Source organism: Vibrio sp. 11-4(1) (assembly GCF_013048625.1).
In the GTDB taxonomy this organism is placed as follows: domain Bacteria; phylum Pseudomonadota; class Gammaproteobacteria; order Enterobacterales; family Vibrionaceae; genus Vibrio; species Vibrio diabolicus.
Genome location: NZ_VHSY01000002.1, coordinates 355,981 through 375,461, shown reverse-complemented (window position 1 = coordinate 375,461; position 19,481 = coordinate 355,981). Strand labels below are relative to the sequence as shown.

Annotated in this window: 18 protein-coding genes; 5 read left to right on the top strand and 13 right to left on the bottom strand. The window is 44.7% G+C overall.

What is annotated here, in order from left to right; genetic code table 11:
• Positions 1-70: 70 nt before the first annotated feature.
• The 5 genes from FKN16_RS05125 to FKN16_RS05105 form a co-directional block, all read right to left on the bottom strand.
• The gene (locus tag FKN16_RS05125) at positions 71-682 is read right to left on the bottom strand and encodes a CDP-alcohol phosphatidyltransferase family protein (protein WP_053807232.1); all 612 of its coding nucleotides are present in this window, start codon (positions 680-682) and stop codon (positions 71-73) included.
• Positions 675-1,322 carry an ATP-binding cassette domain-containing protein gene (locus FKN16_RS05120; protein WP_170902146.1) on the bottom strand — a complete coding sequence of 216 codons (648 nt, stop codon included), beginning with the start codon at positions 1,320-1,322 and terminating at the stop codon, positions 675-677. The genes FKN16_RS05125 and FKN16_RS05120 overlap by 8 nt, the downstream gene beginning before the upstream one ends.
• On the bottom strand, positions 1,288-2,997 hold the full coding sequence (locus FKN16_RS05115; RefSeq protein ID WP_170902145.1) for a thiamine ABC transporter permease: 1,710 nt from the start codon (positions 2,995-2,997) through the stop codon (positions 1,288-1,290). The genes FKN16_RS05120 and FKN16_RS05115 overlap by 35 nt, the downstream gene beginning before the upstream one ends.
• Positions 2,998-3,006: 9 nt before the next feature.
• Positions 3,007-4,167, bottom strand: a complete 1,161-nt coding sequence (locus tag FKN16_RS05110; RefSeq protein ID WP_170902144.1) for an ABC transporter substrate-binding protein — start codon at positions 4,165-4,167, stop codon at positions 3,007-3,009.
• A 466-nt stretch (positions 4,168-4,633) separates the two neighbouring features.
• Positions 4,634-5,080: an META domain-containing protein gene (locus tag FKN16_RS05105; RefSeq protein WP_005393252.1), complete on the bottom strand. Its 447-nt coding sequence runs from the start codon at positions 5,078-5,080 to the stop codon at positions 4,634-4,636.
• A 210-nt stretch (positions 5,081-5,290) separates the two neighbouring features.
• Here FKN16_RS05105 and FKN16_RS05100 point away from each other — a divergent pair, with 210 nt between their 5' ends.
• Positions 5,291-5,539 (top strand): DUF1289 domain-containing protein, encoded by a 249-nt coding sequence (locus tag FKN16_RS05100; protein ID WP_012841935.1) that lies wholly within the window; start codon positions 5,291-5,293, stop codon positions 5,537-5,539.
• Positions 5,540-5,637: 98 nt separating this feature from the next.
• Here FKN16_RS05100 and FKN16_RS05095 read toward each other — a convergent pair whose 3' ends face one another.
• Together FKN16_RS05095 and ushA are read right to left on the bottom strand one after the other, a co-directional pair.
• Positions 5,638-5,859, bottom strand: coding sequence for a hypothetical protein (locus FKN16_RS05095; RefSeq protein ID WP_005393249.1), 222 nt, complete (start codon positions 5,857-5,859; stop codon positions 5,638-5,640).
• A gap of 413 nt (positions 5,860-6,272) precedes the next feature.
• The gene (ushA, locus tag FKN16_RS05090) at positions 6,273-7,961 is read right to left on the bottom strand and encodes a bifunctional UDP-sugar hydrolase/5'-nucleotidase UshA (protein ID WP_170902143.1); all 1,689 of its coding nucleotides are present in this window, start codon (positions 7,959-7,961) and stop codon (positions 6,273-6,275) included.
• 749 nt (positions 7,962-8,710) lie between these two features.
• Between ushA and FKN16_RS05085 the strand changes: the two genes are divergently transcribed.
• On the top strand, positions 8,711-9,226 hold the full coding sequence (locus FKN16_RS05085; protein ID WP_065645330.1) for a GNAT family N-acetyltransferase: 516 nt from the start codon (positions 8,711-8,713) through the stop codon (positions 9,224-9,226).
• A 147-nt stretch (positions 9,227-9,373) separates the two neighbouring features.
• Here FKN16_RS05085 and rplY read toward each other — a convergent pair whose 3' ends face one another.
• From rplY to FKN16_RS05060, 5 genes are all read right to left on the bottom strand, one after another.
• Positions 9,374-9,652 (bottom strand): 50S ribosomal protein L25, encoded by a 279-nt coding sequence (rplY, locus tag FKN16_RS05080; RefSeq protein WP_047008623.1) that lies wholly within the window; start codon positions 9,650-9,652, stop codon positions 9,374-9,376.
• A 284-nt stretch (positions 9,653-9,936) separates the two neighbouring features.
• The gene (locus FKN16_RS05075) at positions 9,937-11,286 is read right to left on the bottom strand and encodes an ATP-binding protein (protein WP_041852971.1); all 1,350 of its coding nucleotides are present in this window, start codon (positions 11,284-11,286) and stop codon (positions 9,937-9,939) included.
• On the bottom strand, positions 11,276-11,935 hold the full coding sequence (locus FKN16_RS05070) for a response regulator transcription factor (RefSeq protein ID WP_005378073.1): 660 nt from the start codon (positions 11,933-11,935) through the stop codon (positions 11,276-11,278). The genes FKN16_RS05075 and FKN16_RS05070 overlap by 11 nt, the downstream gene beginning before the upstream one ends.
• 76 nt (positions 11,936-12,011) lie before the next feature.
• A complete protein-coding gene (locus tag FKN16_RS05065) occupies positions 12,012-12,437 on the bottom strand; it encodes a PepSY domain-containing protein (RefSeq protein WP_012841930.1) in 426 nt (141 codons plus the stop codon).
• 95 nt (positions 12,438-12,532) lie between these two features.
• Positions 12,533-14,284, bottom strand: a complete 1,752-nt coding sequence (locus FKN16_RS05060) for a DEAD/DEAH box helicase (RefSeq protein WP_170902142.1) — start codon at positions 14,282-14,284, stop codon at positions 12,533-12,535.
• Positions 14,285-14,405: 121 nt separating this feature from the next.
• Between FKN16_RS05060 and rsuA the strand changes: the two genes are divergently transcribed.
• From rsuA to FKN16_RS05045, 3 genes are all read left to right on the top strand, one after another.
• The gene (gene rsuA, locus FKN16_RS05055) at positions 14,406-15,107 is read left to right on the top strand and encodes a 16S rRNA pseudouridine(516) synthase RsuA (protein WP_033905117.1); all 702 of its coding nucleotides are present in this window, start codon (positions 14,406-14,408) and stop codon (positions 15,105-15,107) included.
• A gap of 436 nt (positions 15,108-15,543) precedes the next feature.
• Positions 15,544-16,746: a Bcr/CflA family multidrug efflux MFS transporter gene (locus FKN16_RS05050; protein WP_005393240.1), complete on the top strand. Its 1,203-nt coding sequence runs from the start codon at positions 15,544-15,546 to the stop codon at positions 16,744-16,746.
• Complete coding sequence (locus FKN16_RS05045; protein ID WP_046874809.1) at positions 16,746-17,405, top strand: DUF2913 family protein; 660 nt, start codon at positions 16,746-16,748, stop codon at positions 17,403-17,405. The genes FKN16_RS05050 and FKN16_RS05045 overlap by 1 nt, the downstream gene beginning before the upstream one ends.
• A gap of 84 nt (positions 17,406-17,489) precedes the next feature.
• Here the strand turns inward: FKN16_RS05045 and FKN16_RS05040 are convergent, their stop codons facing one another.
• Positions 17,490-19,472 (bottom strand): MtrB/PioB family decaheme-associated outer membrane protein, encoded by a 1,983-nt coding sequence (locus tag FKN16_RS05040; protein WP_170902141.1) that lies wholly within the window; start codon positions 19,470-19,472, stop codon positions 17,490-17,492.
• Positions 19,473-19,481: the final 9 nt, after the last annotated feature.

The following is a 19,481-nucleotide window of genomic DNA, read 5'->3' as shown; positions in this document are numbered from 1 at the left end:
ATGCTTTAGTGTTATATAAAACAGGTACTTAGCGGCTGTTCTCTCAAGAAAACGTGAACTTCTAAGTGGTTTAATGGCCTTTAAGCGTATGAAACCCAGAGTAAATACGTGTGAATGTGGTAAACCAACATGCTGCACCAAAGATATAAGCAATGACGGCAAAGTGTTGCGGTAACAAACAAAATAGCACCAAACAACCAATGGTTTCAGTACCTTCGGTTAAACCGCTCATGTAGTAGAGAGATTTGTGTTTATACACTGGATTATCGATGCCTTGTTTGCCTGCCATGATGGCAAAAGCCAAAAAGCTGCTTCCCGTCCCGACAAAGGAAAAAATCAAAAATGCCCCTGCAATGGCATTTTGTTCTGGGTTTGCCAACACAAAACCAAAAGGAATCAGGGAATAGAACAGAAAATCCAAGCTGATATCGAGAAAACCACCCGCATCGGTAATGCCTTGAATTCTCGCCAGTGCGCCGTCTAATCCATCACAAATTCTGTTCAGCAAAATAAACAGCAACGCCAACAAGTACTGTTCGGCGATCAAAGCTGGTAGGGCAAAACAGCCAAGCACAAAACCAAATACTGTCGTCTGATTTGCGGTGATGCCACATTTATCGAGGTATGTCGCACTGATGGCCAGCGGTTTGCGGATGAGCTTTATACTCAGGCTATCAAGCATGGTTTGTCTCCCACGGCCAATTTAGGCAGCGGCTGCCATTAGGAATATCATCCTCATCGTGCGTTACCATCAAAGTAGGGATGTTCGCTTGCTGTAATTGTTCGACCACCCAATTGCGAAATTGTACACGCAGGTCTTTATCCAACTTGCTATAGGGTTCATCAAGTAGCGCAACTTTCGGCTTTGCCAGCAGCATACGAGTCAATGAGATACGGGCGCGTTGTCCTCCGGAGATTTGATCTGGGAAGGATTCGGCAAGTTTGGTCAATGCAATGTTCTTCAGTGCTTGCATGGCGTGTGCTTTACGCTCCTCACCTTTGATTGAGTTTGGTAGCGCGAATGCAAGGTTCTCCCACACCGTTAAGTGAGGGAAGAGCAAATCTTCTTGGAACAGAATACCAACCTGCCGCTTATGTGCAGGGAGGGCATCCAACTTTTCGTTATCAAGCGTAATGGAGCCAGAGTAGTTGAACTCGGCGGAGAGGTGTCCAGCAATGGCATCCAACAAAGTGGATTTACCACAACCGCTTGGTCCCATCAGAGTAACAATTTCACCTTTCTCTACGGTCATGTTGAACGCTGAGAAAAGCGTGTCGCCATTGGTTTTACGGATGGCGAGGTTTTCGAGACAAAGACTCATTCAGTAGTAAACCTTTTATAGACAAGCGGCGATACTTCACGTGTAAGCGGCTTAGTAGTATCGCAAAAGAGAAGAACAAGAATGGCAGCAGAGCTTGCCAAATGGCGTAAATCGCGGTAACACGTCGGTCAAAACCACTGGATAGAGCAACGGCTTCGGTTGTGATGGTGCTAATGCGCCCAGCTCCTAGCACCAATGTCGGTAGGTATTGCGCCAGACTTACGCTAATACCGACCGCCCATGCGAATGCAATCGCAGGTAGGAGGATTGGCAGTTTCACTTTTAACCAAGCTTGCATCGGTGTTTTACCCAAGCTGAGTGCGACGTGAGTTAAGCCGTTATCGAAGCTGCGCCACGGTCCGTCTAGCGAGAGGTAAATAAATGGGAATGCGAAGAACACATGCGCCCAGCATACCCAAAAGAAATACGCGTTACTGTTTAAATACAGCGTCACTATTTGCATACCGAATAGCACCGATAGCTGAGGAATCAGCATTGGGATGGCGATGATGTAACCGGGCACCTGCCAGCGATAACGAAGTCGATACTCATGTGCGATCAAGGCAAGGGCTAGAGCGACGGTCGCGCTGATAACGGCAATCAGCATGCTCTGCTCCAGTGTGCCAAGAATGCTGTGCCACTCATATTCCCAAAATCGCAGGCTATAGCGGCTCGGTAGTAAATCTGGAAAGCGCCAGCGTTGAGCAAAGCTCCATACCACCATGAGTGGAATCATTAGAAGAGCGAGTAGCGCAATCAGTGAAAACAGGGTCTTACCGGGTAAACGAAACCCGTTTCGACCAGAGTACTGCCAGCGTTTGAAGCCTTTGGTAATACACCATTCTATCAAGCGTGCAAATCCAATCAAAAGGCTAGCGATCGCAAACAACACTACCGCGCCTGCGGCAGCTCTTGGTAGTAGCGATAAATCAGGGTCGTTAAACCACTGCCACACTAAAACCGCAAATGTTGGTGGGTTGGTAGGGCCAATAATCAATGCAACATCGACAACCGACAAGCTGTAAGCCAATACCGCCAGCATTGGAAAGCGCAGTTTTGCTATCCACTGTGGGAACACGCATTTCAACCACGCTTGCGCCGAACTGTAGCCCATTGAGTGACTGACTTTTTCAATCTTATCGACTTTCAATTGCTGAAGAATTGGAATACTCATCAACAATAAAAACGGCACTTCTTTAATCGCAAGCATGATGATCAAACCGAGTGCATGCGGATCTTTAATCAGCAATGCTAAGTCATTCACCGTTTGCGCATTGGGATCGTAACCAAACAGTTGGTTGAGAACCCTAACGCCCATACCAGTTGGGGCAAACAAGAACGCAAAGCCAATCGCAAACGCTACGTGCGGCATGGCAAGAAGTGGTGAGAGGCTTACTTCAATTTTTCGCCAAAACTTGCTGCCCCACGATGCTTGCAAAATCGCAAATGTGATCAAGCAAGCCAAGTAGCTACTGAAAATGGCAGAGTAGAAAGTCAGCCCGATGGATGTCCAAACACCCTCCCAATCAAAAACAGCGTTAAAGCCATCTAAAGAAAAGTGGTGCAAGCCGATAGGAGGCACATAACCGAGCGCAGAGACCACCACTCCGAGTAGTCCCGGAATGGTAGGCAAAATACAAACTGCGATAATGACTAAATATAGCGCTCTTAACATGGGCTCTTATTAATTTCCGTAGCGTTTCAACCATTCTTTTTCTAAGGCAGATTGCCAGCTTGGATGTGGCTCAGCGATAGATTTGAATTGTTGCGTGTTTTTGGCCGAACCAGTTAGGTATTGGCTGCTTAGCACTGAAGGATCGCCCCAGATGTTAAGGTTACCTTTGCGAGATTGTGCTTCAGGGCTCAATAAAAAGTTTATCGCAACTTGCGCACCAGCACTGGCATTTGCGTTCCAAGGAATCGCTAAAAAGTGGATGTTTGAGAGTGCACCAGCGTCCATCGCATACGCTTTGGTGGTTTCTGCAAGGTTACCGCTCGACTGCGCAGAGAAAACCGCGTTCGGGTTAAAGGTAATTGCCAGGTCAGTCTGACCATCATCCAGTAGTTGAAGGGTTTCTGCTGTACCGCCTGGAAACTGTTTACCACCGCGCCAAGCGACTTTATGGAACTCATCTAGGTAAGCCCATAGCGGTTGAGTAACTTGTTCAAACGTGTCATCGGTAACTGGTTGTTGCAGAGCAGGGGCGTTGTTAGACAGTTCAATGAGTAATGCTTTAATAAAGCTTGTGCCATGAAACTCTGGTGGGCGAGGGTAAGTTAGGCGATTTGGAAACGCCTTTGCGTAACTCAGCATTTCAGCAAATGATCGAGGAGGGTTATGCAGGGTTTGCTCATCATGGATAAACACTAATTGCCCCACACCCCAAGGTGCTTCCAAACCTTCAGTCGGCTCTGAAAAATCCACATCAATTGGCAATGATTTATCGACGTATTGCCAGCTTGGCAAACCTTCAACAAAAGGACCAAACAGCAATTGGTTATCCTTCATTGATTTGAAGTTTTCGCCATTGATCCAAACCATATCAACACTGCCACCGCTGTTTTTACCTGCGGCTTTTTCTGCGATAAGTCGAGTGGTGGTCTCAGAAATATCGGTGACTTTAACGTGGTTTAGCGTCACGTTATAACGCGATTTTAGCTCTCTACTCGCCCACTGGATGTAGCGATTAATTTCTTGGCTTCCGCCCCAAGCATGAAAGTAGACGGATTGTCCGTCGGCTTGTTGTTCGATTTTTTGCCATTCACTAGCAACCGGTGAGTTGGCAAAAGAAGATGTCGCGAAAGTGGTGGCTAAAATGCCAACGGTACTGAGTAGCTTTTTCATATCTATTCCGTGTTATGTCTTTTTATTCTCGTTTCCGACGTTATTGACGTCTAAACAAGTCGCTCCGCTTTGTTACAAGGATAGTAATCCATCTCTCTCTATTATCAATGCCAATCCCAAACGGAATCACTCATTGATTCAAAGAATTATTCTCAATGTGAAGCAAAACGAAGAAAGGACAATTCTGATGTCGTTTTAGGTATACAAGAGCGGACCGCTTGTTTGACGATATTCTTTCAAGTAATTGAAAATTATTGTCCTCAAGCAACTTCGATATGTTGATTTGGAAGACTGAACCCGCGTCGTAGACGTGGCGTTGAGGGCGTAAAGAGGGAAAGAGTTTGTCGTTTTAAACGATTTTGCTAACCGAAACGTGCGAAACAGACATCCTGCCTGCTTTGATATGGATTAGGAGGCATAAAAAAAGCAGCCATTTTATGGCTGCTCTTAGAATATGAAATGGGACTTAGTTTACCCAATCACGCAACTGAAACGTTAGTTCGTGATCGTCATTTTTAAGCATTAGCCCTTCTTTGGTTAGCGTTATATCACTCCATTCAGTAAGAGTTTCAGACATCGCTTGCTCAATTTTCATTTGGTCATCCATACACATCTTCATGGTCATTCCCATTTTTTCGATGCGTAGTTGATTGTTTTTTAGTTCAGCTTGACCAAAGAAGTTGTTACACCCCGCGTTACCATTTGCAGTCAGATTTTCTCCGATTTCTAAGCGAGGCGCTTGCTGACGTTCTTTTAATTCGATGTTTTTACCATCAATCTGAACCAGCTCCCAATTATGGTGCTGTAAATCTTGAGCCGTAATTTCTTTCACATTGTCACCGTTGCTAGCACATGCAGTCATAAGAACAGGAAGAGAGATTGCTGTAACTAACGTTTTTAGGCTAAGCTTCATTTTATAGACTCCGTTTTTAGAAAACGTGGTAAGTATAGGTAATAAAACACTGTTTTTGTCAGCATAAGGTAATAGTTTCGTATTACTGTGACAGAGTCCAGTTTATATACTCACACGGCTTCGAGGTGCAAGATGTATAGCACGGTTGGGAGCGTATATTGAAGTCGTTATAATATCATTACAGCACAGCGAGCAAAAAACGGTTAGAGCATGGAGCAACTAGAGTTTTTTACCGTCCCAAACCCTTGCGTTGGTATTTGTAGTGTTGACGAGAAAGGGTATTGCAAAGGATGTATGCGTAAAAGAGAAGAGCGATTTAACTGGCTCACTTATACCCCTGCTCAACAGTTGCATGTAATTAAGCTATGCCGTCAGCGCTATAGAAGAAAGGTATTGGCAGGGAAGGGAAAGGCAGAAGAGTCTCAAGAAGAATTATCACCACAGCAAGATCTCTTTTAAATTTCGAATTATCCCGGCTCGGCAATAATCAATGATGAGCCGGGACCGTATTAGCTCTTACTATGCGGTGCGTGTAAGGCAAGTTCGCTAAATTCGCGCTACTTCATTGACCAACGGTCACTGACCCATCCCCCAGCATGTTCGTCAAAGTGGCTTCCTGAAAATCGATGATTGAATTCAACATCTAATTTACTTGTCGGGCGTTCATCCATCAGCTGATGAATGTATCTCGCCATAGGATCCGTGCAAGCTTCGCGCTCTCTACGGGTAACCACTTCTTTGATCATTTGAAGTCTGTAGCTATTGCTGGCTCGTTTCATTTTTGACCTCCTGAACTCGATGGCAGCAGTTTGAACATATTGACGTCCAGATCGCTGCTCATTGGTGAACGCTTGGCGGCGAATCACCTTCGTTTTAGGTCAAAAAGACAAATTGTTTGAGAGCAGTGTTTGTAACGCCATTCACATCTTTCCTAGAATCATCCACTAAGCTACGAAACTTCATAGCGAAAAGTTAGTTGATGAATCTGTATTTTCGAAAGACCTTATCAAACATAGAAGCCCAGCACATGGGCGTCAACAACACAAATGAATAATTTTTGAACACTTTATGAAGGGCGATAATTTTCAGCACTTTAACGAAAATAAAAAAACCGAAGCGTCACGCTTCGGTTTTTAGGGAGGCTCTGACGGAACAACTTCTAAAAGCTCTTCGCGTCAGAGTGTAAGGTGTTTTAGCTATTAGTTGCTGGGCAACCTTTCACAGCTTGACCGTTACTGAAGTACTTGATGTTTTCTAAGTTCTTGTTGTAGCTATCCGCAGAGATCTGTGGGTTATTTACGAAGAACTCACGTAAAACGTATGCATCGGTTAGCTGGGTGGATTGAACATCGATGATTGGATAGTTATCGCCACCAGCAGCACTGAAGCTGATTACAGAGAATGTGTACGTTGCGTCTAGATCGAAGCCTTTATCGTTAATGTCGGTAATGGTTACTGAGCCAGCATCACAATCTACATCTAAAGTGATGTTATCCAGTTGAGCGTAAGCACCAGAGCCTGCAGATTTCGTTGCTACGACATCAAGGTACTCTTTTACTTCTTGACCTGTCATTGTCGCTTTAGTCACGAAGTTACCGAACGGCTGGACTGTAAGTACATCACGGTAAGTGATGTCACCATCTTGGATTGAATCACGCACACCGCCAGAGTTCATCACACCAAAGTCAGCACCTACCGTTTTGTAAGTACGGTATGCCTCGCCCAGTAGATGACCTAGGTTAGTTTGTTGAGAGCGAACTACGTTACGATCACCTTCTAACTTACCCGTTGTATTAGAAATCTTCTCATCTAATAACTCTTGACCTTGCTGTTGGTATGGCAGTAGTAACGCTTTTACCGTCGCATCTTGTTGAATGCGTTCACCGATCACTTCATCGTTGTCGTCCAGAAGGTTTACAGGAATCAGTGCGTAGTTCGCTAAGTGAAGCTTGCCGTCGTAATATTCGAAGTCCGCACGACCCACATATTTACCCCACTCATGCGCTTGCATAATCCAAGTGCCTTTTTGTTGGTCTGGCGCGCAATCATCACCAGGTTTGAAATCAGCATACTCATTGGTACCTGGCTCCATACACACTGGGTTTTGTGAGTGACCACCGATGATAGCGTCTAGTTGTCCCTCTTCGAGAGAGCGAGCGAGCTTCACGTCCCCTGGTGCTTCACTACCATTATTACCATCTTGGTAGTGACCCATGTGCGTCGTTGCAAATACTAGGTCTACTTTTTCGTTTTCTTCGATTTCCTTAAGTACTTTTTTGATTTCAACTTGAGGGTCTTCGAAGTGGATGTTTGATACGTTGTCTGGATTAACTAGCTTCGCCGTGTCCTGGGTGGTTAGACCAATAACAGCGATCTTAAGGCCGTTGATAGTAAATACTTTGTAAGGGTCGAAGTAACGCTCATTGGTATCTTTCTTATAGATATTCGCAGCCAGCATAGGGAAGTCAGCTAGCTCAGCTTGCATATCGAGAATATCTAGTGAGTTATCAAACTCGTGGTTACCGACAGCCATTGCATCGTAACCAAGTAGGTTCATCCCTACGAAGTCTGGAACCGCATCTTGCATGTCTGATTCTGGTACGCCGGTATTAATATCACCGCCAGATAGCAGAATGGTTTCACCGCCTTTTGCTTCGACTTCTGCGCGAATAGATTCGATTAAAGTGTGACGCGCAGCCATGCCATATTCGCCGTCGCTGTTATGCCAAAAGCGACCGTGGTTATCGTTAGTGTGGAGAACGGTGAACTTAGTACAAGAATCTTCAGTCTCGCAGGTTACTGGAGAATTATCGCTGTCTGAGCCGCATCCTGCTAGCGCAGCGCCCACTGCCATTACCAAAAGAGATTTGGAAAACTTCATAAGGGATCCTTTCTTTGTGATTTTGTTATTGTTACGGCGTGAAATATACGGAATTAATGTGAAACTTTAGTGATCTATCTCTTATTTATACTTCTATCGGAGACATGAATTAATAAGCCTGCAAACTACGTCTCCAATTAAACAGAAATAGTTTTTAGTATATTGAAATTAGAGGGAGGGGGCTATTTTGTGAAGTGGCCAATTGAATGAATGTGGTTTGTGTGAATCAATGCGCATTTTTGCGAAGTATAGCGCTGATTTTGGTGATTATTTTGCCAAGTTCATGTTTTTCTTAGCAGCTATGACACAAATCGTTATAAATTTTCGCTCTGATGATGAGGGAAATGTTTTGTATATAAAATGATCACTGTAAAACCCAAACTCGTTTGATCTTGGCTTACTCTGTTTAATACAACCAGAAAGGGTATTTCTCTCTGTACTATAATTGCGACCGTTTAGAAATCTTATGCCTTAGATATCGTTTATTTATTCTTATTCGATACCTTACCGTGTTTATCCCGCTTTCGATACCCGGATGTTAAAACAAATAGATTCAATCTAATGAGCGAAAGTGAAACGTAAATAACGAGGCGTTTTCTTCGGATATTACGATGTGCACTATCATTGAATTAATGAAAATGAAATGGAGTAATGTAAAGCGTTGCATCTGTGGCTGCTCGCTTTGAGCTTCGATTTAAAGAGTAGGGTTGAAAGAATTTGTAAGTGGTGAATTTTAAGAAAGGATAGTAATGAGATACACAGTAAGGAACGCAGTCAGAGAGGAAGCAACTCAAATCGCCAAGATACATGTTGATTCGTGGCAGGTAGCATACAAAGGGTTAATGCCACAGAGCTACATCGATCAGTTTACGATTGAGCGCCGAGAAAGGATGTGGACGCGAGTCATGACTGAGCAACTGGCCCAATTGATCGTCGTTGAGAGACAAGGGGAAATCGTCGGCTTTTTAAGTTACGAACTACCTAACCACACCTGTGAAGATAAAACGGCGTGGGTAACATGTTGCTATGTCTCTCCTTTGCATTATGGGCAAGGGGCAGGGAGTGCATTGTTAGATGAACTAGAAACGCGTCTACTCTCTACGCCCGTTATGCAGATAAGCCTGAAAGCACTGGATACCAATAAACAGGGGCTTAACTTTTACAAGAAGTGTGGTTTTGTACGTACTGGAGAGGAAGAGACGGAAATCATAGACTGTATGACGCTGACGGATCTCACTTTAGTGAAGTACGTTGCCCGTTCATAAATCAATTGTTATATGCCACATATAGTAAAACCCCGGAGGTGGTAAGACTCCGGGGTTTTGAAATTTTTTAGATGTCTCGGTTGGTAAGTCCGATTATCTTTAATGCAAAAGGTTTGGATTTAATCCGATTAATTCCTTGGTAGGGAATTAGATACGGATGAAGTCCATGTGTTCAACTTTTGGCTTGAACGCGTGACGTTGAACGTCTTGTGGCTTAACTTTAACTTCTTTGCCATCGATAACTAGAACTAGGCCTTCGTAGAATTCAGGCTTGTCCATTTGGTTTACGATCTCGTCGTGGTTAAGAACGATAGCTACTGCTGCTTCTTCACCGCCGTATACAACTGCAGGGAATTTGCCAGCGTGACGTAGGCGGCGGCTCGCACCTTTACCTAGTTCAGTACGTACTACTGCTTCGAATTTCATAGTATTTACTCTCAAATTAGTAAAAATCAAATGTTCACAATCAACAATGCGACCTTGTTGTTCGTGGTAAAGCTTGAAACAGGAACTGTTCAAGCGAGCGCGGATACTATCATTCCACTTATAAATGGGCAACCCAAATCGTCCCCAAATCAACAAAAAGGTATGATTTATCTGGGTGTAAGGCTATCCCTTTTAACGCTTTGCTTGGATTTTGTTCACATCGGCTTCATTTTCATCGGTTTACTAATCATGGTCCGAAGAACAAAGTTTATGCGTTATATGCTTTATGTTCGGCTGAGATGCAAGACTAAAGATGCTTTTAAGCCACCTAAAGCGCTCGCTTCCAGTGTTAATTGACCTCGGTAACTGTGTGCCATTTCACTGACTATATTTAGACCAAGACCTGACCCAGGGGTCGCTTCATCCAATCTAACGCCTCTCTTGATTACTTGACTCAGTTTCTCTTTAGGGATACCTGGTCCGTCATCTTCAATGATGATGTGTATATTGTCTTTATCCTGAGAGGAGTGCACACGAATCATGTTGTTGGCCCACTTATAGGCATTTTCAAGCAAGTTACCCAGCATTTCGTCGAGATCGGTCTGCTCTACCGCTACATTCAGCTCTGAATCAAGTTCATTAATTAAGGAGATATCTCGGCTCGCATACACTTTATCAAACGCCATTGATATAGCATCTACACGCTCTGCTGGGTTCGATTTCACTGATAAAATATTCATAGACCCCGCCATGCGAGCACGGCCCAGATGGTAATCGATATGATCTTGTATTTGATTGATCGGAGTACGCAGACGGGATTGCGTATCAGGTTCTAACGTCTGTACTTCATTTTTTAGGACAGAAAGTGGGGTTTTTAGCGCATGTGAGAGATTGCCTGCATGATTCCTAGCTCGTTCTAACAACTCCTGGTAATGGAAAAGCAGAGCGTTGAGGTCGAAGATAAGAGGAGAAATCTCTTTCGGATAGGTTTCTTCTAGACTCTTTTTGTTACCAGACTTCAGCTCGGCCAACTCTTTTTGTAACTTCGTAAGCGGACTCAATGACCATGCAATTTGCAGCAAAATGACGGCAAGAACCCCTGCGAATAATAAGCCTAAAATAAGCCAGAGTTGCCCGATTAGCGTTTGCAGGGTGCTTTTGATAGGCTCTTCGTCAATACCAATAATGATATGGATAGGCCCATCGTAATCTGGTAAGTACAGAGCTTTTTCTATGGTAATCAGCTTTTCGCCTCTCGCGCCGTAAGCATCGTTATCCAGACCTTTGTATTCGATTTTTTTGTCCCACAAAGAACGAGAACGCTCGAGACTCGTCTCAGTAGAGGCACTCCAATATAAACCACTGTAAGGTCGGTTAAATCGAGGATCTGAGAGCAGAGCAGCGAGTGAGAGGTGCCCAGTCTCATCGACTTCTAACTGAGCGGCGATTTCATCCATAAAAATGCTCAGCTGTGAGCGAGTGTCGTCAACCATATAGTTGTACACTTGGGTCGGTATCGTCACACCAGCTGCGAGGATCATTGCCGTCAACCAAACGATCGCCGCTAAAACGAGGCGACTTTTGATACTCAGTCGTTTTATTGCGTTCAACGGTAGCCTGTTCTTATTCGGCATTTAATTGGTATCCCAACCCTCGGACAGTTTTGATGATCTTTGGCGCGATTTTTTTGCGAATTCGGCCGATAAAAACTTCGATTGTGTTGGAGTCACGATCAAAGTCTTGTTTGTAAATGTGCTCGACGAGTTCGGTGCGAGAAATTACTTTTTCTGGGTTATGCATAAAGTAAGCGACCACTTTATACTCCAGCGCCGTTAAGCTTACTGCTTGCCCTTGCCACATTACTTTAGAAGTGCGCGTATCCAAGCTCAAGTCGCCAATTTGCATCACAGGAGAGGCGTTACCTGATGCTCTTCGCAGTTGCGCGCGAATACGAGCGATAAGCTCAACCATTTCAAACGGCTTAGTTAGGTAATCGTCTGCACCTGCGTTTAGACCTTCAACTCGCTGCGTTAGGGTATCGCGAGCACTCAGGATAACGACAGGGGTATTGATGTTTTCATCTCGAATGCCTTTTAGCACGGTAAGGCCATCCAATTTCGGCAGTCCTAGATCAAGAACAATAGCGTCCCATTCTTCCGATGTCGCGCGATACAGAGCGTCTATGCCATCTTGAGATAATTCTGGTACCCAGCCGGTACTTTCTAATGTTTCGATGATTTGCTCGCCTAAACGAGGGTCATCTTCAACGACAAGTATTTTCATATTGGTGATTCTTATTATGTTTGGAGTGTTATCGAAGTAAGCTACGCATTGTGTCGGGATTACGCATTAGACCAGTTTAGTTGTTTTGTGGCTTTAACGCTTTGTTAAAGCTGCGACCTTTGATCTCAAGCATTTCCAGCGTGGCGGCGTCATACTCAACTTTCAAGACGCTATTGTTGTACAGGATTTTCAATTCATAAACCCAAGCATCATCATCTTCTTCAAGTTCGACCTTGATGATGCGGCCGTATAGGTCGTTTTCTACTGCGGCGTAAAGGTCCGAAAATGGTCGTATATATCCTTGTTGAACCGCGCGATAGACCTCATCTTGATCTTCATCGAATTCAATACGTGTTCCAGGCTTTTCGACATCTTGCACGATGGCGTGACCATTTTGTGATGCATAGTAGTCGTCATGCTTGGCGAAACTTGGTGCACACATCAATGTCGTGATAAGGCCGAAAAGTAACGCAGAATGTTGAGAAGTCGTTGCTTTATACATAGTCAAACCTTTTCTAGAACGTTAGCCGCAGTATATCGGATATAGATGAACAGAGAGTGAATCATCGAGTTCAGTTTTACTAAATGTTGCAGACGTTATTTCAACTCGTCTTCAAAAATTTTGTCTCGCAATTTCCAAAAGCGACCGGATTTCCTTGCAATAACAAACTGAGGCAAACGGAAACGATGTTGATTGGCAACAACACGTGTCGGTGAAGCCTCTTCAAAAGGGCGATGCTTGTCTGCCAAGTGAGGGCGCACAAATTGGTCTTTAAACGTTTGTTTTTGTTTTTTGGTACTCAATGACCAAAACTCATGAACTAACGCATTGCCTTCTCCTTGGTATGGTTCACCAGAATACGTCACCTTGAGTTGAGATTTACCATCACTGGACTTGAATACTGACAGGTCCATTTCTGTGCATTCAAATATCAATGCATCTTTCAGATTAAGGGCTTCTTTTAATTTTTTATCTGGATCAACAAGCGTTGCGTCACACTCATGACAAATGCGCGCAGCGATATCGTTGTCGGCACCACACTCACCACAGTATTTGGCACGAAAACGGTATCCACAGTGTTCACGCTCGCCTGTGTCTTCATCTTCAAAGTAACCTTGGCAACGTCTGCCAAAGTGTTCAACCAAGAAACCGTTATTATCCAACTTACCCCAGAAGTTGTTATTGAATCCGCAAGCCGGGCAGGGAATCGTGATAATTTCACTGTCAGAGTTTGGTTTGGGATCACCGACTTCAGGTTGGTATAAATCGTAGCTGTTGCCTGCGTAATCAAGCACTAAACATTCTGATTTTCCGTCTGATAAGCGTAATCCTCGCCCTACAATCTGCTGGTATAGACTGACTGACTCTGTTGGTCGCAAAATCGCGATTAAATCGACATGCGGCGCATCAAACCCGGTAGTCAGTACCGAAACATTGACCAAATATTTTATTTGACGATTCTTGAACGCTTGGATGATCGCATCGCGCTCCGGCGTAGGTGTATCACCAATGACGATTTCAGTTTCGCCTTCAGGCAGTAAACTGTGGATCTCTTGTGCGTGTCGGACAGTCGCGGCGAAGATCATGACACCTTGACGTTCTCTCGCATATTGCATGATTTGCTCAACAATTTGCGGAGTCGCACGTTTGGCTTTATCGATCACCATGTCCATTTCTGCTTCTTTGTAGCGTCCGGTGTTTGCGGGTTTCAGTTGCGAGAAGTCGTAAGACAAAACAGGCGCGTCCATCATTCGTGCCGGAGTGAGGAAGTTTTCGTCGAGCAAGTAACGGATCGGCAGTTCGAAAATACAATCGCGGAAGAATCGAGGCTCTTCGGTGCGTACTTGACCTCGGGTGTGATACTGATAAATCCAGCCCATTCCTAAACGATAGGGCGTTGCAGTTAGTCCCAGCACCTTAATGCCTGGGTTCAGTTCTCGTAAGTGAGTAATAACTTTTTGGTAGCTGCTGTTTTTGTCATCCGGCACACGATGGCACTCATCAATAACGAGCAGAGAAAACTGATTTTTGAACGAATCTAAGTTACGCACCACCGATTGAACCGAAGCAAACACGACTTGCTGGTCAGTTTCTTTTCGCCCCAATCCTGCTGAGAAGATGGAACCTTTTAAACCATAACCTTCATACTTCGCGTGGTTTTGCTCGACTAGCTCTTTAACGTGAGCGAGGACTAACACTCTCCCTTTCGCAAGGCGAGCAAGCTCTGCGATCACCAAGCTTTTTCCGGCACCAGTAGGCAGTACGATCACTGCTGGTGTCGAGTGTTTACGAAAATAATGAATGACTGCTTTAACCGAGTCAGCTTGATAAGGGCGAAGTGTGTACATGAAAATATGTGAAATTGCTCAACTATTCGAACGAGGAACGCTATAATACCTGACTTTTATACCCAAGTGACCTTTAAACCGAGATTTGGAGGTTACTTGGGTATAATTCAATGAGGTATTCATGCGTTTAGATAAATATTTGTGTGACGCTCTGGGTGCAACACGCAAACAGGCAACAAAGATCATCAAAAGTGGTGACATCACCGTTGACGGTGAGGTTCAAAAAAGTGGTGCATTTAAAGTACCTGAAGGTGCGGAAGTAATGTGGGAAGACCGTGTTATTGGTGCTCCTGGCCCTCGTTACATTATGTTGTACAAGCCTGCTGACTTTGTTTGTTCACATGAAGATGGCTACAACCAAACTGCATTCGCATTGCTCGATGAGCCTAAAATTGAAAACCTTCACTTTGCGGGCCGATTAGACGTCGACACAACCGGTTTGGTGTTGATTACGGATGATGGTAAGTGGTCTCACCGCATTACCTCACCGAAGCATAAGTGTGAGAAAACGTACCGTGTTTGGCTTGTCGATGCGATTCAGCCTGATTACGCGGAAAAGCTCGAACAAGGCATCATTTTGCGCAATGAATCAGAAGCAACATTACCTGCTCGTTTGGAGATCGTGAACGAGGCAGAGAATGAAGTATTGTTAACTATTGTGGAAGGTAAGTATCACCAAGTGAAACGCATGTTTGCGGCGTTAGGAAATAAAGTTGAGTACTTACATCGTGAGCGTATTGGTTCGATTGAACTCGATGAGGCACTAGAACCTGGTGATTATCGCTACCTCACGCAGGAAGAAATTGATTCTATTTGGAATTAATTATCGGCATGGGAAATTCTTTAGTTCCCAATTGGAACTAGTTTTTTGGTAGGAATTGGCTCAAAATTAATTTTCCTACCAAAATTAGTGCCTAGACAATTCCGGTGTGCTTACTCATCTGAGTGATATGCCTTTGCATTTAGCTGAGCCATGCATACTCTTATTGCAAAGCATTCGGCTGTGGTGAATAAATGGTGGAATCAATTCCATCATTTTTACTGCATTGTGTTTATTTCCCATAAACACACTTCGCTTTCACACGCTTTTCTATGTCGAGTTCGTCAAGGTCACACCTTGGTACATATTTGCCCTTATGATTCTCGAACGTTGATAGAACAGGCCTTTGGCTTCTAGGTATCAGCGATATGAGAACCGTCCGTTATTTTCACTTTGTTCTGCAAGTATTGACGAAAGGGCTCCAACAAGAGGTAAAAGAATGACAGAAAAAGCTCAAAGCGCTCCGCAATCCCAAATCAGTTTTCTATTGTTTCTTGTATTAGGAGCGATTGGTGCTTTGACGCCTTTGGCGATCGACATGTATCTGCCTGCAATGCCGACAATTGCGAAAGATTTGGGGGTCGCGCCTGGCGCGGTTCAGATTACGTTGACGGCTTATACGGCAGGTTTTGCGATTGGCCAGTTAATTCATGGGCCGCTTGCCGATAGTTTTGGCCGTAGACCTGTACTGATTTTGGGTGTGCTTTTCTTTGGATTAGCGGCGGTAGTGAGTGCGACCACAAACGGCATCGATGCATTGACTTATGTGCGAACAGCACAAGGTTTTGCTGGCGCGGCAGCGGCGGTCATTATCCAAGCCGTCGTGCGTGACATGTTTGACCGTGAAGACTTTGCCCGTGCAATGTCCTTCGTCACTTTAGTTATCACCATGGCACCCTTGGTCGCGCCTATGATAGGTGGTCACCTAGCTATCTGGTTTGGTTGGCGTTCGATCTTTTGGGTGTTAGCCATTTTCGCTGTGGTGGTAATTCTACTGGTACTTTGGAAAATCCCAGAGACGTTGAAACCAGAAAATCGTCAGCCGCTTCGTTTTCGCACTACGATGAGAAACTACGCCAGATTATGCTCCAACCCTGAAGCGATAGGTTTGATGCTTTCTGGAGCGTTTTCATTTTCCGGAATGTTTGCATTTCTGACCGCGGGTTCGTTTGTTTATATTGATTTATATGGTGTTCGACCAGACCACTTTGGTTATTTATTTGGTTTGAACATTGTTGCGATGATCATCATGACCAGTATTAATGGTCGCTTGGTGAAGAAAGTTGGCTCTCATGCCATGCTTCGTTTTGGGTTGTTCGTGCAACTTTTGGCGGGGATTGGTTTATTCGTAAGTTGGTTAATGGACTTCGGATTATGGGGTATCGTACCTTTTGTTGTGCTGTTTATCGGTACATTGTCGACGATAGGTAGTAACGCGATGGCGCTGCTTTTAAGTGGCTACCCATCAATGGCGGGTACAGCTTCGTCTCTGGCGGGGACGTTAAGATTCGGTATCGGCTCATTGGTTGGCGCGCTGGTGGCATCACTACCAGGTAATGTGGCGTGGCCGATGATCATTGTGATGTTTGCTTGTTCTGTGCTTTCAGCACTGTTTTATTGGACTTTAGGAAGAAAGGCGTAATGTCGAATTACACCAAAGAAATTCAAAACTTAGTTAACTCAGCACTTGAAGAGTTAGATCAAGAGCATCGCTCAGGTAAGTTAGCCAATGCCCCTGTTGCGAATAACCATTATTTAGTGCGCTGGGTTACCAAAGCACTTAAATCTCAGCGTTTCGGTCGAGCCGTAGGCGATGACTTAACACGTTGGCAAAAAGCGGGTCGTTCAAAGGGTAATGACGCTGGTTTGTTGTTTATCTTCAAGCGTATTTCCGCTTTTTACGCTCAGTTTTTTCCTGAAGGTGAAGAGTCCAAAGTGATAAAAGACTCCGATATTGAATCATTTCTTGATTTGATGGAGCAAGCTGGCTGGGAAGTATCAACGTCTGAGCAACTTGTTGGTTGTGGCAAAATCCAAATCTTCACGGAAGGTCAAAATTCTTTGGCACTATGTGCAGACCAATGCGAAAGCTGCTTCGACGGCGAGTTGCTCGTTAAACCAATGAGCTGGTTTGTGCGTGGCAACCATGCTGAGTTTGTTGAGAAAGCAGCGCAAGCGGGCTTTATGGTGCATAAAGTGACGGACTACAAATCGATGGTGAAATACCACGGCGAGTACCTTATCTTCCCTGCAAACGAAGGTAACCAATTGGCTGAGATTCCTTTGAGCTTCCAAGCTTAATCAACTTCTCACAGCAGTAGAATTGAAATACGAAAGCATCAGGCGCTTAAACGTCTGATGCTTTTTTGTTACGTCACACTGTGCTTAAAAGCGATATTTCCAATAGACGCCGCCATACAGACCTTCATAGCTTTGCAAAACGTCGCCCATCGTTCCGGTTTCGTTGTTAAACAAGTAATCCTCTTCTGAGTAGTCTTCATAACGGAGGTTAAGCTGCACGTTTTGATTTTCAGATACTTCATAGTCAGCGATGACCTCAAATCGGTACGAGTTCGCCTCGTTATCGGGATATTGGTAGCCACCAGATGTGGTTGAAGATTTTCCATCAGCTTGGCTGTAGCTGTAATCAAACGAGATAGAAAGTTTGTCGTCTAGTAGCTGCTCCTTACTCACACCAAAGCCAATGGTTGTGATGTCATCTTTGAGTTTGGTGGTGTAGCGATTCCAACCGACAACGTCAGAGTTTGCTTGTTGTTGCTCGGAGCGGATGACCTGTTGATTGTAAAAAACATGCCCGTTTAGTCCGTCGAGTAAATTGAAGTTGACGCTGATATCGTAGCCGTAATCTTCTCCTTCGCTTAAACCTATATCGGGTTTAACATAGTCGTCGTTTCCGTACCAAAGCTCAGCAAGTAACTGGACATCGTTTGTTACGTCATAGCCGCCGTCGCCACGGAGCTCAATCCTCTCTTTATCGGCTAAATAGTATTGGCGCAAATTAGGCGAGTCGCTGCTGTCGTCCTGCCAATCAGAGCCATCGCGAAAAGAGTAGGAGACTTTACCGCCTAATTGCCACGGTCTATTTGGTCGGTACTGGGCCCCAACAAAAACGCGTTGTTCATCGGTACGTTTTCGGTCGGCATAGCTTCGCTCATCTTGTCTAAAATGGTAACCCGTATTCACTTTTACATCAGAAGTAACACGATGCTTGAGTGTTGCTTCCAGTTTGGTTTTGGTGTGGTCGTATTTTTCTCTCGTCGATCCGATGATGGTGTTTCTATCGGAGTTATCGTCTTTATCTGAATAGTCCGCAGAAATGGCGAAAGCAGTGTCTCGCGAAAGTTTGTTGTGGTAATCCGCGCTCATTTGCCAAGTGTTAGTTTCGCCATGGAATGTATTGGAGTTAACGGGGGACTGCGGGAATGGATTTAACCCGCCTTCAGAAGACGTCTGTGACCAAAGTAAGCGGCCACTGAACGTTTGTTGATTCAACCGATAATTCCCCGTGACAGCAAATTGGTGAAAGTCGTTGTCAGGCTCATACGCAAGGTGGTTGGCGTAAGGGTTAGTAACACCGCCGTAATAGAGTGCGGACTTTTCATTGCGGAAAAATGAGCCGCGATACGCAATATCCACCAGCCACAAATCTTCAATGTAGCTCACTCCTACTTGAGTATTTAAGGTTTCATGATCGACGGCTTTGGGTATGAATCCCGGCGCGTTGGCGTAACCCGGAATGGTCGATGAATAGAGCGAAGTTGTGTCTTCTTTACGTTCGTGCTTCATGGATGCATATGGCTTCCATGGCGTATGTGGTGTGTACTTGAGTTCTAACTTAAACGTCTCTCGCGTCACTGAGTTTTCATATTTCGATAGGTCACCACTAACGAGTGCATCTTCTCTTGGATGATACGCACTGAGTGAGGACTGATTCCAGAAATACGGAGTTTCACTGTAACTGCCGAGGATACGTAATCCGTCGTACTGGCCCATTTCCCACTGCAGTAAGAAGCGTTGCAAACCAAGATCTTCGACGACGATTCGATTGTAGAACCCGTCGTCTTCATATTGTTCGATATCGGCTTTTAGGCTCGCGTTAAAGTGTTTGTTGTCAGAGTTTGTACCGTAAACGGGCGGATTCCAATTATAGAATCGAGAGGAACCGTCGTTGTTAAGGTAACCTACGCCCGCGCTGACTTCTCCACTCCATGTGCCGTCGCTGCTGCATTCACTGCACTGCCAGCGGCTAGTGTCGGCTGGTTGAGAACGTTGTAACGAATAATCGTTGGCGTGCGCTTGCACAGCAAAAGCAAGGGAAATAGCGATGCACAGTTGAGATAGTTTCATGCCTCCCTC

What these genes read in the sequence shown, in the direction of transcription:
- FKN16_RS05110 (WP_170902144.1), bottom strand. Translation starts at nt 4,167, where the DNA reads ATGAAAAAGCTACTCAGTACCGTTGGCATTTTAGCCACCACTTTCGCG.
- FKN16_RS05085 (WP_065645330.1), top strand. Translation starts at nt 8,711, where the DNA reads ATGAGATACACAGTAAGGAACGCAGTCAGAGAGGAAGCAACTCAAATC.
- FKN16_RS05075 (WP_041852971.1), bottom strand. Translation starts at nt 11,286, where the DNA reads ATGCCGAATAAGAACAGGCTACCGTTGAACGCAATAAAACGACTGAGT.
- ushA (WP_170902143.1), bottom strand. Translation starts at nt 7,961, where the DNA reads ATGAAGTTTTCCAAATCTCTTTTGGTAATGGCAGTGGGCGCTGCGCTA.
- FKN16_RS05045 (WP_046874809.1), top strand. Translation starts at nt 16,746, where the DNA reads ATGTCGAATTACACCAAAGAAATTCAAAACTTAGTTAACTCAGCACTT.
- FKN16_RS05065 (WP_012841930.1), bottom strand. Translation starts at nt 12,437, where the DNA reads ATGTATAAAGCAACGACTTCTCAACATTCTGCGTTACTTTTCGGCCTT.
- FKN16_RS05095 (WP_005393249.1), bottom strand. Translation starts at nt 5,859, where the DNA reads ATGAAACGAGCCAGCAATAGCTACAGACTTCAAATGATCAAAGAAGTG.
- rplY (WP_047008623.1), bottom strand. Translation starts at nt 9,652, where the DNA reads ATGAAATTCGAAGCAGTAGTACGTACTGAACTAGGTAAAGGTGCGAGC.
- rsuA (WP_033905117.1), top strand. Translation starts at nt 14,406, where the DNA reads ATGCGTTTAGATAAATATTTGTGTGACGCTCTGGGTGCAACACGCAAA.
- FKN16_RS05115 (WP_170902145.1), bottom strand. Translation starts at nt 2,997, where the DNA reads ATGTTAAGAGCGCTATATTTAGTCATTATCGCAGTTTGTATTTTGCCT.
- FKN16_RS05040 (WP_170902141.1), bottom strand. Translation starts at nt 19,472, where the DNA reads ATGAAACTATCTCAACTGTGCATCGCTATTTCCCTTGCTTTTGCTGTG.
- FKN16_RS05125 (WP_053807232.1), bottom strand. Translation starts at nt 682, where the DNA reads ATGCTTGATAGCCTGAGTATAAAGCTCATCCGCAAACCGCTGGCCATC.
- FKN16_RS05100 (WP_012841935.1), top strand. Translation starts at nt 5,291, where the DNA reads ATGGAGCAACTAGAGTTTTTTACCGTCCCAAACCCTTGCGTTGGTATT.
- FKN16_RS05105 (WP_005393252.1), bottom strand. Translation starts at nt 5,080, where the DNA reads ATGAAGCTTAGCCTAAAAACGTTAGTTACAGCAATCTCTCTTCCTGTT.
- FKN16_RS05120 (WP_170902146.1), bottom strand. Translation starts at nt 1,322, where the DNA reads ATGAGTCTTTGTCTCGAAAACCTCGCCATCCGTAAAACCAATGGCGAC.
- FKN16_RS05070 (WP_005378073.1), bottom strand. Translation starts at nt 11,935, where the DNA reads ATGAAAATACTTGTCGTTGAAGATGACCCTCGTTTAGGCGAGCAAATC.
- FKN16_RS05060 (WP_170902142.1), bottom strand. Translation starts at nt 14,284, where the DNA reads ATGTACACACTTCGCCCTTATCAAGCTGACTCGGTTAAAGCAGTCATT.
- FKN16_RS05050 (WP_005393240.1), top strand. Translation starts at nt 15,544, where the DNA reads ATGACAGAAAAAGCTCAAAGCGCTCCGCAATCCCAAATCAGTTTTCTA.